Source organism: Actinomadura hibisca NBRC 15177, from assembly GCF_001552635.1.
In the GTDB taxonomy this organism is placed as follows: Bacteria; Actinomycetota; Actinomycetes; order Streptosporangiales; family Streptosporangiaceae; genus Spirillospora; species Spirillospora hibisca.
On the sequence record NZ_BCRO01000090.1, the window covers coordinates 1 to 12947 of the forward strand.

Here is a 12947-nt window from a genome sequence, read left to right on the forward strand (position 1 = left end):
TGTGATGGTGTCGGGCACGGGCTGGGGTAGTTGGTCGGGCGCGGGGTGCGGGGTTGGGGTTGTCGGTCACGCGCGGAGCGCGGGGTGAGGTAGTGGCGCGGAGCGCAAAACGCGGAGCGTGCCTTGGCGCGGAGCGTGCCTTTAGCGCGGAGCGCAGGCTTGGCGCAGAACACGGGCTTGGCGCAGAGCACAGAGCGCAGAGCGCAAAGCCAAGGTCGTCAGTCACGTGCACAACGCGCAGCCTGGGGCCCTGGGGCTCAGACGGCGATGCCGCCGGGCCCTGGAGGGCCCGGCGGCATCGGTAAGAGGGGCGCGACGAGCATGAATGAGGAACACAGTGCGGAGCCGCCCTAGCCACAAGCCACGACAGCCCCACCCTCGCCCTACATCTCCTACTCCCCCGCGTCTCCCCTACGCCTCCGTAGAAGGCAACGAACTAGCCGTCACCAGCGTCCGGATCGACCCCAACGCCACCGACAACGTCGCCAGGTCGAAGCTGTCGCTCTCCCAGATCTCGCTCAACGTCTGCTGGGCCCGCGACACCGCCGTCACGTTCTTCTCGGTCCACTTCAGCAGCCGCGCCTCCGGCTTCGCCCCCGGCGCGCTCGTCACCAGCACGTCCCGCGTCAGCGCCGCGTGCGCCGCGTACAGGTCGTCTCGCAGTGCCGAGCGGGCCATCGAGCGCCAGCGGTCGTCGCGCGGCAGCGCGATGATCCGTTCGCGCAGGCGGGCCAGTTGCAGGCGGTCGGCCAGGTCGAAGTACACCTCGGCCACCTCCTCCACCGGGCGGCCCGTGTCGTGGGCGATCCCCACCAGGTCGAACGTGCAGTACGCGGGCACCAGCATCGCCGTCTGCTCCGCCAGCTCGTCCGGCACGCCCCGCTCCGCGAAGCCGTCGCGGCGCTGCTCGAACGCCGCCTCGTCCATGCCCGCCAGCAGCTTCGGCAGTTGCGGGACCAGCGTGCGGGCGCCCTCGGCGAAGAAGTCGATCGTCTCCTGGATGTCGAACGGGGGGCGCCGGTTGTGCAGCAGCCACCGGGCCGCCCGCTCGGTCAGCTTCCGCGCCTCCAGCAACATCGCGATCTGCGTCGACTCGTCCACCTGGTGCGACAGCGCCTCCACCGACGCCCAGAACTCCGGCATGTCGAACACCTGGCGCGCCACCAGGTACGCCTGCGCGATGTCGGACGGGGACGCGCCGGTCTCCTCGTTCATCCGGAACGCGAACGACAGGCCCGAGTTGTTGACCATGTCGTTGACGACGGCGGTGGTGATGATCTCCCGGCGCAGCGGGTGCCGGTCCATGTAGGCGCGGAACCGGTCGCGCAGCGGTGTCGGGAAGTAGTCCACCAGCCACGACTCCAGGTACGGGTCGTCGGCCAGGTCGGAGGCCACCAGGTCGTGGTCCAGCGTCATCTTCGCGTACGCCAGCAGCACCGAGAACTCCGGGCCGGTCAGGCCCAGGCCCGCCTGGCGGCGTTCGGCCAGGGCCTTGTCGTCGGGCAGGAACTCCAGCCGCCGCTTCAGGCTGCCGTCGCGCTCCAGCTTCCGCATGAAGCGCGCGTGGACGTGCAGCATCGCGGACGCCTGGGCGCGCGTCGCGGCCAGCACGACGTTCTGCGCGTAGTTGTCGCGCAGGACCAGCGAGCCCACCTCGTCGGTCATCCCGTACAGCAGGGTGTCGCGCTGCTTGCGGGTCAGCTCGCCGTCGCGGACGACCTGGTCGAGCAGGATCTTGATGTTGACCTCGTGATCGGAGGTGTCCACCCCGGCGGAGTTGTCGATGAAGTCGGTGTTGACCAGGCCCCCGGCGCGGGCGAACTCGATGCGGCCGAGCTGGGTCAGGCCGAGGTTGCCGCCCTCGCCGACGACCTTGCAGCGCAGCTCGGCGCCGTCCACGCGGACCGGGTCGTTGGCCTTGTCGCCCACGTCGGCGTTGTTCTCGGTCGCGGCCTTGACGTAGGTGCCGATGCCGCCGTTCCACAGCAGGTCGACCGGGGCCTTCAGGGCGGCCCGGATCAGCTCGAACGGGGTCAGCGCCTTCACCTCGGCGTCGATGCCGAGCGCGGTCCGGATCTGCGGCGTCAGCTTGATCGACTTGGCGGTGCGCGGGAACACGCCGCCGCCCTTGCTGATCAGCTTGGCGTCGTAGTCGGCCCACGAGCTGCGCGGCAGCGCGAACAGGCGCTGGCGCTCCCGGAAGGACGCGGCCGGGTCGGGGTCGGGGTCGATGAAGACGTGCCGGTGGTCGAACGCCGCCACCAGCTTGGTGTGCTCCGACAGCAGCATGCCGTTGCCGAACACGTCGCCGGACATGTCGCCGATCCCGACGACGGTGAAGTCCTCGTTCTGCACGTCCTTGCCCAGCGACCGGAAGTGGTACTTGACCGACTCCCACGCGCCGCGCGCGGTGATCCCCATCGCCTTGTGGTCGTAGCCGACCGAGCCGCCGGAGGCGAACGCGTCGCCCAGCCAGAAGCCGTAGGAGGCGGCGACCTCGTTGGCGATGTCGGAGAACGTCGCGGTGCCCTTGTCGGCCGCGACGACCAGGTAGGTGTCGTCGCCGTCGTGGCGCACCACGTCCGGCGGCGGCACGACCTTGCCGTCCACCAGGTTGTCGGTGACGTCCAGCAGGCCGGAGATGAACTCGCGGTAGCAGGCGATCCCGGCCCGCATGAACGCCTCGCGGTCGGCGGCGTCGGGCAGCTTCTTGCCGACGAAGCCGCCCTTGGCCCCGGCCGGGACGATCACGGTGTTCTTGACCGCCTGCGCCTTGACCAGGCCGAGGATCTCGGTGCGGAAGTCCTCGCGCCGGTCGGACCAGCGCAGGCCGCCGCGCGCGACCGAGCCGAAGCGCAGGTGCACGCCCTCGACGTTCGGCGAGTACACGAAGATCTCGAACTTGGGGCGCGGCAGCGGCAGGTCCGGGATGCGCTCGGGGTCGAACTTCAGCGCCAGGTAGGGCTTGCGCTGGTAGTGGTTGGTGCGCAGGGTCGCGGTGATCATCGACAGGTAGGCGCGCAGGATGCGGTCCTCGTCGAGCGAGGCGACCTCGTCCAGCTTGCCCGACAGTTCCTCGGTGATGCCGTCGCTGCGCTCGGACTCGCCGCCGGCCAGCGCCGGGTCCATCCGCGACTCCCACAGCCGGATCAGCAGCCGGGTGATCGCGGCGTTGCCCAGCAGCACCTGCTCGATGTAGCGCTTGGAGAAGGAGGTGCCGGTCTGCCGCAGGTACAGCGCGTACGCGCGCAGCACCATGGCCTGCCGCCAGTTCAGGCCGACGTGCAGCACCAGCGCGTTGAAGCCGTCGTTCTCGATCTCGCCGCGCCACAGGGCGTCGAAGGCGTCCTGGAACAGGTCCTTGATCGCCTCCTCGGGGACGTCGGCGGGCGGCACGTAGCGCAGCCCCAGGTCGTAGATCCAGGCGCGCGGCCGGTCGGCCGGGGCGATCTCGTAGGGGCGCTCGTCGATGACCTCGACGCCCATGTTCTGCAGCAGCGGCAACACCCGCGACAACGAGATCGGCTCGCCCAGCCGGTAGATCTTCAGGCGGCGCTCGCCGGGCTCGGCGCCGTAGGGCTCGTACAGGTTGATCGAGGTGTCGTCGGTCGCGGTGAGCGCGTCCAGGCGGCGCAGGTCGGCGACGGCGGTGCGGGCCGGGAAGTCGGCCTTGTAGCCCTCGGGGAACGCGTCGCCGAAGCGGCGCGCCAGCTCGCCCGAGCGCTCCTCGCCGCACTGCTCGGTGATGGCGTCGGCGAGGTCGTCGGCCCAGTCGCGGGTCGCGGCGGCCAGCCGGGCCTCCAGCTCGTCGACGTCGACGTCGGGGATCGGGCGGCCGCGCTCGGTGCGCACCACCACGTGCAGGCGGGCCAGCACCGACTCGGTGACGTTGGCGCTGTAGTCCACGCTGACGCCGTCGAAGGCGCTGCGCAGGATCTCCTGGATGCGCAGCCGGATCTTGGTGGTGTAGCGGTCGCGCGGCAGGTAGACCATGCACGACATGAACCGGCCGTAGGCGTCCTTGCGCAGGAACAGCTTGAGCTGGCGGCGCTCGCGCAGCCGCAGCACGCCGAGCGCGGTCGGCAGCAGGTCGTCCACCGAGAGCTGGAACAGCTCGTCGCGCGGGTAGGTCTCCAGGATCTCGATCAGGTCCTGGCCGTCGTAGCTGTCGGCGGTGAACCCGGCACGTTCCAGGACCTCGTCCAGCTTGCGCTTGAGGACGGGGATGTGCGAGATCGACTCGCTGTAGGCGACGTGCGTGAACAGGCCGAGGAAGCGGCGCTCGCCGATGACCTGCCCGCTCGCGTCGAACTTCTTGACGCCGATGTAGTCCAGGTAGTGCGGCCGGTGCACGGTGGAGCGCGAGTTGGCCTTCGTCAGCACCAGCAGGTGCTTCTCGGTGGCCTTCTCGCGGACCTCGGGCGGCAGCGCGGCGAAGCTGTCGGACTCGCGCTTGTCGGTGCGCAGGATGCCGAGGCCGGTGCCGGGCTCGGGGCGCAGCGCGGTGCCGTCGTCGGTCAGCGTGTAGTCGCGGTAGCCGAGGAAGGTGAAGTGCCCGTTGGCCAGCCAGTCCAGTAGCTCGACGCCCTCGGCGAGCTCCTTGTCGGGCAGCGGCGGGCGGTTCTCGCTGATCTCGACGGCGATCTGCCCGGCGCGGGCGCGCATCTTGGGCTCGTCCTCGACGGCGACGCGCACGTCGCCCAGCACCCGCAGCAGGTCCTTCTCCAGCGCCTCCAGGCGGGCCCGGTCGCTGGTGCGGTCCACCTCGATGTGGATCCACGACTCGTCGAGGTCGGTGTCGCTGTCGAGCTTGCCGCGGAACGCCTTGAGCTTGCCCGCCACGTCGCGGTCCACGCCCAGCAGCGGGTGCACGATCAGGTGGCTGGTGAAGTGGTGCCGGTTCAGCTCCATCGAGACCGAGTCGACCAGGAACGGCATGTCGTCGGTGACCACCTGCACGACGGTGTGCCCGGGGTCCCAGCCGCACTCCTCAAGGGTGGGGGTGAACACCCGCACCTTGGCGCGCCCCTGGGGCCGCTCCTCGCCCAGCAGGCGGTGGGCCATCGCGGGGCCGCAGATGTCGGCGGGGTCGCGCGTCAGCAGGTCTTCGGGGGCGACGTGGCGGTAGTAGAGGCGCAGGTACTCGACCGCCTCCTCCAGGTCGTCGCCACGCGCTCCCGGGCGCTGGACGCATGTCTCAGCCGCCCGCCGTAGCAGATCGTCCTTCGCCTGATCGAGCTTGCCGCCCATCAACACTCCCCTAAGAACTTCCGCCACCTCGTTGTGGCGCCGCTCACTGCGTCAGCGTAGCCAGGAATTCCCCCAAAGCCGACTCGCGCAGCGGGCAGGCGGCCATGGCTTTGCCCACCCTGCCAGGCCGGGAGGGGCGGCTCACGGTGTTCGGGGGACCTGTCTCAACCTGCGGAACGTCGGGGGCGCGGGGAAGTTCGCTTCGGGCACGGAAAGGCGCCTCAAGGACGGAACGGGGCGTCCTTGAGGCGGGGGGACGCTCAGTCGGAGGTGTTCTGACCGGCGCCCTGGTTTCCCTCGTTCCCGGTGGCCGGTTCGGACGGCTCGCCGGTGGGCGTCGTCGGCGTCGTCGGCGGCGTGGTCGGCGGGGTGGTGGGGGGCGTGGTCGTCGGGGCGGTCGGGCGCGTGGGCGTCGGGCGGCCCGTGTCGGTCGGCGTCGGAGCCGTCGGCGCGGTGGGCGTGGGGCTGCCGGTGGCGGACGGCGTGGCGGTCGGCGTGTAGGTGTTCGCTGGCTGCATCGGGGCGTTGTTGCGACGGGTGGGCGCCGAGGTGGTCGGCGTGTCGTCGCTGGGCACCACGGCGTTGCGGCCCGGGTCGCTGGCGGGCTGGGCGGGCTTGTCGGAGCCGCCGCCGAACGCCATCGCCGCCGAGACGATCACCACGGCGATCAGCGCGGCCGCCAGGCCCGCCACCGCGGCGGCCCGGCGTCCCGACAGCTCCAGGACGTGGGCCAGCGGGTTCCGGCGGGGCTGGTCGGCGCTGGGCGCCAGGGTGTTCTGCGCCGCCCACTCGGCCGGGGTGGGCAGCCGCTCGGGACCGCCCGCCCTGTCGGGGAAGCCGCCGATGGCCTGCGTCGCGGTCGGGGCGGGTTCGGCGAGGGGCACCGCGGCGACGGCGGCGGGCTTGCGGTTCCGGGCGGGACGGGCCGGACGGGCGCGGCGCGCGCCGGGGTCGGCGGAGGTCGCGGCGGCCTGCTCCTCCCCGCCCAGCTCGGCGACGACCTCGGTGCCGACGGTCAGCAGCGCGTGCTCGTCGTCCTGGACGGGGGCGGGCTGCTCGCCGTGCCCGAGCAGGCGCATCAGCACCTGGCGGGCGTCGGGGCGGCGCTCGGGCTCCTTGTCCAGGCAGGCGGCGACCAGATCGGCCAGCGGGCCGTCCAGGTCGCCGAGGTCGGGCTCCTCGTGCAGGATCCGGTTGATCACCGCGGGGATGGAGTCCTGGCCGAACGGCGGGCGGCCGGTCGCGGCGAAGGTCATCGTCGCGGCCCAGCAGAACACGTCGGCCGGGGGGCCGACCTTGGCGGCGCGGATCTGCTCGGGCGCCATGTAGGAAGGGGTGCCGATGACCTTGCTGGTCAGCGTGGTGGAACCGCTGATCGCGCGGGCCACCCCGAAGTCGATCACGCGCGGGCCGTCCGGACCGATCAGCACGTTGTGCGGCTTGAAGTCGCGGTGGATGATCCGGCCCTGGTGGATGGCGGCCAGCGCGGTGGCGGTGCCGATCGCGAGCCGCTCCAGCGCCGCGCCCGACAGCGGGCCGTCGGCGAGCACCTGCTGGTTGAGCGACGGGCCGGGCACGTACTCGCTGACGATGTAGGGCAGATCGCCCTCCACGTCGGCGTCGATCACCTGCGCCGTGCAGAACGGGGCGACGCGCTTGGCGACCTCCAGCTCCCGCAGGAACCGGGCGCGGGCCTTGTCGTCGGCGGTCAGCTCGGCGTGCAGGAGCTTGAGGGCCACCCGCCGCCCGTCCTCGGCGGCGCCGAGGAAGACCGCGCCCTGGCCGCCCTCCCCGATCCGGCCGATGAGCGCGTAGGAGCCGAGTCTCTCCGGGTCGGAGGAGCGCAGCGCCCCAACCTCCATGCGTGGAACCGTCCCTCTTCTTCGAGTCGTGCAGACCGGACAAGTTCACCGGACCGGATCGGCGCAGACCGGACCTGTGTTGGTAGGACGTCCCGAACCCGGGGGAAGTTCACCCGGTCGCGCGAACTTAGGGCGCGATCCTGCGGAAGCGCCGCCTTTGATCCGAATACAGCTTAGTGCCGCCACCGCCGTCGCGATAGCACCCACAAGCGACATCCGACCACATAGACACAGCTCCGGCCGGGGTTTACGGAGAATTTCGGCGTGCCCGCCGGGAGCGTCGGGTAGATCCCCATGCGGATGATCTTGATGAGGAGGTACGACAGGCATGTCCATCCCCTTGAGAGCCGCCGCGTGCGGCGCCGTCGGCGTCGCGCTCACCCTGACCCCGGGCGTCGCCGACGCCGCGTCCGCCGAACGTGCGGACTCGGCCCAGGTCCACGCCGGGCAGACCGCCACAGGAGTTCGCGCCGAGCGCAGCAGGATGCGCGCCGGAATGCACAGTCGCCGCTCCCGCGCGGAGGTGCACGCCAAGATGCTGGCCGCGCTGCAACGCGCCGTCCGCAAGCAGCGGGCCCAGATGATCGCCCAGTGGGACCGCCGCGCCGACCGCGCCGTCCGCCACGCCCTCAAGCAGCTCGGCCGCCCGTACGTGTGGGGCGGGACCGGCCCGAACGGCTTCGACTGCTCGGGCCTGATGCAACAAGCCTGGAAGCAGGCCGGGGTGACCGTGCCCCGGGTGAGCTACGACCAGTACCGGAAGGTCCGGACGCACATCGCGCGCAAGAACCTGCGTCCGGGCGACCTGGTGTTCTTCAACAAGCTGGGCCACGTGGGGATGTACGTGGGCGACCAGCATTTCGTGCACGCGCCGCGTCCGGGCCGGACCGTGACCCTGGAGAAGCTGCGGGGCTACTACGACACGGGCTTCGTCGGGGCCAGCAGGCCGGGCTGGAAGCCGCTGCCCGAGGTGCCGACCGAGCTCTGGTGACACCGTCCCGGGCCGCGTCGCGCGTGTGGGACGGCGCGGCCCGGGATCGGCGAAGATGGACGCCATGACCATGCTCGACGGACGCCGCGTGCGGACCCGCACCGATCTGATGGCCGCGTACGGGCTGGGCCGCAGCACGCTGGAGAAGTGGTACCGGGAACGCGCGGAGAACGGCCACCCGGAACCGGCGGGGATGGTGGGCGCGCAGCACGCGTGGGACGCCGAGGAGTGGGACCGCTGGTACGCGGCGCGGAGATCGTCACCGAAGGTGCCGCCGGGCTTGCTGTCGCGGGAGGAACTGGGGACGCGGCACGGTCTGAGCCGACACCGGTTGAAGCAACTGTGGGCGGAGCGGGCGACGAACGGGCATCCGGAACCGGCGCACCAGAGCGGGAAGGCGCTCTACTGGGACGCCGACGAGTGGGCATCCTGGTACGCGGACCTGGCGGAGGCGGAGCCGGAGGAGGGCGACCCGGAGGACCTGGTGACGCTGGCGGAGGCGGGCCGGATGTTGGGCTTGGCGCAGACGAGCGTGACGGTGTACCCGAAGCGACCGCCTGCGGGCTGGCCGGAGCCGGCGAAGGTGGAGCCACTGGGAGGCGGCCGGGTGCGGCGGTACTACCGGCGAGCGGACATCCTGGCCTACGCGGCGCGGACACGTTCCTGAGCGCGACGCACTAGAAGCGCATGTGGCATGAGCTGCGAGCACCACGAACGTTCTGGGCCGACAAGCTCGACTCCGCCTCGTGCGGATTGTCAGGTGAGATCGTGCTCGCCACGCTTAACCTGCCGCGTGAGCGCACGCCATTCGGTGGCCTTGAAGGTGAGTCTGGTTCCGCCCGGGTCCTTGGAGTCTCGAACGACGATGCCAGAAGTGAGACCTGCGACCTCCACGCAGTGGCCGCCTTCATGGTCACTCCGGCTGCTCTTGCGCCAACGCATGATCGATGGGTCGCTCACAGCTCCTCCAAGGCCAACCTGATCAGAGAACGTGTCCCCTCCACGTGACACGTACAGCCGCGGATTTCGCTGTAATCCATGGCGTACTGGGCGACGCGGGCAGGATCTTCGATCAGCATGCCCCCTCCGAAGGCTTCTGAATAGGCGGCATGGGAGCCGTCCTCGAAGCCCAGGACGGTGAAGCTTCCACGCAGTCCCAGATAGTAGCCCGCCGCATGCGGAACCACGTTGAGCATGACGTTCGGGCGTTCGCCGACCTCTAGCAGGGCATGCAGTTGGCCCCGCTGGACTTCCCTGCTTCCGACCATCCTGCGCAGCACGCTTTCGTCGAACGTGTAGAGCACCCGCACCGGCTGGTCCTCGCGCACCAGGATGGCTTGCCGTTCCATTCGCCTGGCGACGTATTCGTCCACCATGCGCGTCCCCGTGGCTTCGATGATGGCGCGGGCGTACTCCTCCGTCTGAAACAGGCCGTTGAAGACCGTCAGACTGAAGAGCCGAGCGGTGGTGACCACTTTTTCACGCTCCACATATTCCCAGAAACCGGGTGGCATGGACACCGCTCCCCGGAAATCAAAGATCCGTTCCCACAGTCGGTGAAACAGACCGTTGGTCTTGAAGAAGGTGTCGAGAGCCTTGGCGAAGTCCTCGGAAGGGGTGTTCTTGCGCAACTCGATCTGACCCACGTAGGAGTCGGTGTATCCGAGCAGGTCAGCCAGCTCTTTCTTGTTGAGCCCGGCCGCACGGCGCCATGCTTCCAATTCCTTGGCGAAGGTGACGATCGCGGGATTGTCGTAGGGCACCGAACTCGCGGACATCACTGCCTCCAGACGTCGAACCTGATCGGGGTTCAGTGGATCTTTCTGCCGGGTCTATCGCTGGTTTCTCAGGGTCGCTTTTCGAGCGTAACCCGGTGATGCGAGCCTGGTCAGGCGAACAACGCAGATACGCGGCTTCACAAAAACATTGGCGATGAAGACGCATATGTCCTCGACAAGAAGGAGCCTTGACCATGGCCGCTTCCGCGTCCCGCACTTCCCCGGAACCGTCTGATTCCAAGGACGCGGCACGGGAGCTGGCCGGCCTTCGCGAGGACTTCCCCGGGCACCGCGTATGGCGGGGCCGTGACGGGACCGGAACGGCCGGAAGCTGGATCGCCACGCTGCACGACCCGGCGGCGGGCATCGAGCCGACCGTGATCCGGACGAACGCGGCAGCGCTGCGCGCGGCTCTGGTTCAGGAAGGCGAACGCGCCGCCGACAAGCAGCGATCCCACTAGTGGTGGGCCGGGGAATGCTGAGCCGACGCCGCTCCACATCAGCACCACCAAAACGCAGGGGCGGTCGCCGGGCGCTCGCACCTTCACGCGCCGTTGCAGCGTGGAGAGCGCGCTTGGCGGCGACGACATGGCAACTGGAAACGGCAGACACTCCGCCCGTCCCCTGCCATGAGCGCGACCTCGCTTCGCCGTTCCCCCGCCCAGAACTCAGCAGACACCGAGAGACCAGCACTTTTCAGCCACCCAGGACGCCGATGCCAGGCCCCCGCTCCAACGCCCTGGCATCGGCCGGGGCCGCGCACCGGGACGCGGCCCCGTGGGGGGAGGTGGCGCGGTCGGTGGGCACCCCCTCGGGCACACCGGCCGCGCCGCCGCTCCCCTACTTCGGACGGCTGCCGAGAAATGAGCAGCCCGTGAACGACGACACCGCGCCGGATATCCCTGTGGCCCTAATGCGGCAGGCCGCCGTGGAAGGACTGCGTGAACGGTTCCCCGGCGTGCAGTGCTGGTGGGGCCGACACACACGGAAGTGGTGGGCCTATCTGCCCGGGAACGGGCTCGGGCTGCTGCTGGAGGCCGACACCTTGGACGCTCTGGCCACCCGCGTCATTCAGGCATGGGGGCGTTCGTGAACGCCGGGGATTCCATCGGCGACCGCTTCCGGGCCGCCGTCATGCGACTCGCACTCAACGTCGCGTCAGCCGCTTACGAGGAAGCTATGCGGAACTACGGCCTCAACCCGGACGCCATCAAGGTCATCAGCGCGGACGCACACGCGAACATCGAGCACCTGGACGAGGCACATCACGCCACACTCGGCGACGAACCAGCCTCGCCGCCTGGGGCGTCCGGCCGCTGATCGGTCATTGTGCGTCCGGGTTGCTTCGTCAGCGAGCCGGGCACGTCCTTGGGACTGGGGGCGTCATTCCGTCTCGTCCGATCAGCCCAGCACGGTTTCGACGTTGCCGTTGAGCGGGTGTTCGGCGAGCAACAGCCCTGCAACGCCTCCAGCTCGCCCGCCACTCCTGAGGATGGTCGATGAGCAAAGCAACAATCAGCCACGAGCAGGTCACCACCATCACGAACTTCGTGGCCATCGAGGCCCCGCCGCCCGAGGACGAGCCGACGACGCATCTTATCTTCGGAACCAGCCAGATCCAGCCCGTGGAGATTGTGGCTAACCGGTACCACCGGGGCCTGGCGCCGCTCATCATCGCCACGGGCGGCGTCAACCGTAATAACGGGATCGTCGAGGGGCGCGAGTTCCTGAAGCTTCTCGTCGAGCGCGGCGTGCCCGACGAGGCGATTCGATGGGAGGACCGCTCGGCCGACACTTGGCAGAACGTCGAGTTCTCGTTGGCCCGCTGCGGGAGGCGTTGGACGCCGGGCTGACGATCACGGCGGTCAGCAAGTGGTACCACCGCCGCACGGTGAACATCCTCAAGACGCTGCTTCCGGGGATCGGCCGATTCCATGCGATCTCGTGGGAGCCTCGCTATGCGGAAAAGCTCGTCACCCGGCAGGAGTGGCCGCATATTCCGGATGGGAAGAGGCGGGTGATCCGTGAATGGGAGGAAGTCACGCAGCGCATCTCTGACGGGAGCTTGAGGGAAGTCGTTCGCGTCGATGGTGCATGGAGTTAGCAAATTCGGGTGGCGGGATGACTGGGCGGCACAGAGATCAGGCGCGACCTTGGTGCCGCCGTGTGTGAGGTTAAGTGGTGTGCGATCAGTGACGTGGCGGTGTGGTTGAACGGAGGGTGTGAGCGTGCTGGTCGCTGGCTACGTGCGCGTGTAGACGTTGGTGGTGCGGAGCTTCACTGCCCGACGTTGCGTCCCTTCAGGGGCAGAGCGAAGGAACGATCGTGGTCTCTGCCACAGAGGAAGTTCATTCGGTAGCGGCTTCATTCAGCAAATTGAAAACGGCTGTGATGTCTTCCGTATTCATATGGGAGGCGAGCAGGGCCCGGAAACGCTCGTCGCCGAGCTCATCACGTTGACGGGCAAGCCAGTACAGGAGAGTTTTGGCGTCGGGGGAGCCGAGTTGGACGAAGAGGAGCAGGGCACGGACACTGTGGCCGACAGCCTGCTCGACTTGACCGGTCTGTGTGAACAGGATGCCGAGCTGGCCGTGGCTGCGGGCCATGCCCGCCCGGTCACCCACCTCCTCTTTGAGGGCCAGGGACCGCCGGTACCACTCCAACGCCCGCTCATACTCACCCCGCAGCTCATCGATGATGCCGAGCTGGTGGTAGCTGATGGCCATGCCCGCCCGGTCACTCACCTCCTCTTTGAGGGCCAGGGACCGCCGGTACCACTCCAACGCCCGCTCATACTCACCCCGCAGCTGGTCGATCATGCCGAGCTGGTGGTAGCTGCGGGCCATGCCCACCCGATCACCCAACTCCCCCAAGATGGCCAGGGATTGCCGGTACCACTGCAGCGCCCGCTCGTACTCACCCCGCAGCTGGTCGATGATGCCGAGCTGGTGGTAGTTGCGGGCCATGCCCGCCCGGTCACCCGACTCCCCCAAGATGGCCAGGGACCGCCGGTACCACTCCAACGCCCGCTCGTACTCACCTCGCAGCTGGTCGATGCGGCCGAGG

At 69.3% G+C, this 12947-nt stretch carries 12 protein-coding genes; 7 read left to right on the forward strand and 5 right to left on the reverse strand.

Annotation, left to right across the window (positions count from 1 at the left end; genetic code table 11):
- Positions 1–411 precede the first annotated feature (411 nt).
- Both AH6_RS34095 and AH6_RS34100 read right to left on the reverse strand, forming a co-directional pair.
- Positions 412–5250, reverse strand: coding sequence for an NAD-glutamate dehydrogenase (locus tag AH6_RS34095; protein ID WP_067488482.1), 4839 nt, complete (start codon positions 5248–5250; stop codon positions 412–414).
- A 260-nt stretch (positions 5251–5510) separates the two neighbouring features.
- The gene (locus AH6_RS34100; RefSeq protein WP_067488485.1) at positions 5511–7112 is read right to left on the reverse strand and encodes a serine/threonine-protein kinase; all 1602 of its coding nucleotides are present in this window, start codon (positions 7110–7112) and stop codon (positions 5511–5513) included.
- A 328-nt stretch (positions 7113–7440) separates the two neighbouring features.
- Here AH6_RS34100 and AH6_RS34105 point away from each other — a divergent pair, with 328 nt between their 5' ends.
- On the forward strand, positions 7441–8103 hold the full coding sequence (locus tag AH6_RS34105) for a C40 family peptidase (protein ID WP_067488487.1): 663 nt from the start codon (positions 7441–7443) through the stop codon (positions 8101–8103).
- 64 nt (positions 8104–8167) lie between these two features.
- A complete protein-coding gene (locus AH6_RS34110; protein ID WP_067488499.1) occupies positions 8168–8770 on the forward strand; it encodes a hypothetical protein in 603 nt (200 codons plus the stop codon).
- A gap of 89 nt (positions 8771–8859) precedes the next feature.
- Here AH6_RS34110 and AH6_RS43060 read toward each other — a convergent pair whose 3' ends face one another.
- Together AH6_RS43060 and AH6_RS34115 are read right to left on the reverse strand one after the other, a co-directional pair.
- Positions 8860–9045, reverse strand: a complete 186-nt coding sequence (locus tag AH6_RS43060; protein WP_083983759.1) for a DUF397 domain-containing protein — start codon at positions 9043–9045, stop codon at positions 8860–8862.
- Between the two features lie 14 nt (positions 9046–9059).
- On the reverse strand, positions 9060–9881 hold the full coding sequence (locus AH6_RS34115) for a helix-turn-helix domain-containing protein (protein WP_067488490.1): 822 nt from the start codon (positions 9879–9881) through the stop codon (positions 9060–9062).
- 194 nt (positions 9882–10075) lie between these two features.
- Here AH6_RS34115 and AH6_RS34120 point away from each other — a divergent pair, with 194 nt between their 5' ends.
- The 5 genes from AH6_RS34120 (at position 10076) to AH6_RS34135 (ending at position 11985) form a co-directional block, all read left to right on the forward strand.
- Positions 10076–10342, forward strand: a complete 267-nt coding sequence (locus AH6_RS34120) for a hypothetical protein (protein ID WP_067488492.1) — start codon at positions 10076–10078, stop codon at positions 10340–10342.
- Positions 10343–10755: 413 nt separating this feature from the next.
- Positions 10756–10974, forward strand: a complete 219-nt coding sequence (locus tag AH6_RS34125; protein WP_245679586.1) for a hypothetical protein — start codon at positions 10756–10758, stop codon at positions 10972–10974.
- On the forward strand, positions 10959–11201 hold the full coding sequence (locus tag AH6_RS44355) for a hypothetical protein (RefSeq protein WP_157431896.1): 243 nt from the start codon (positions 10959–10961) through the stop codon (positions 11199–11201). Before AH6_RS34125 ends, AH6_RS44355 begins: the two co-directional genes overlap by 16 nt.
- 179 nt (positions 11202–11380) lie before the next feature.
- Entirely contained in the window at positions 11381–11734 is a 354-nt protein-coding gene (locus AH6_RS34130; protein ID WP_067488494.1) for a YdcF family protein, read from the forward strand.
- Entirely contained in the window at positions 11719–11985 is a 267-nt protein-coding gene (locus tag AH6_RS34135) for a hypothetical protein (protein WP_067488497.1), read from the forward strand. The genes AH6_RS34130 and AH6_RS34135 overlap by 16 nt, the downstream gene beginning before the upstream one ends.
- A gap of 244 nt (positions 11986–12229) precedes the next feature.
- Here the strand turns inward: AH6_RS34135 and AH6_RS34140 are convergent.
- The coding region (locus tag AH6_RS34140) for a tetratricopeptide repeat protein (protein ID WP_157431897.1) at positions 12230–12947 on the reverse strand (718 nt) is incomplete at its 5' end.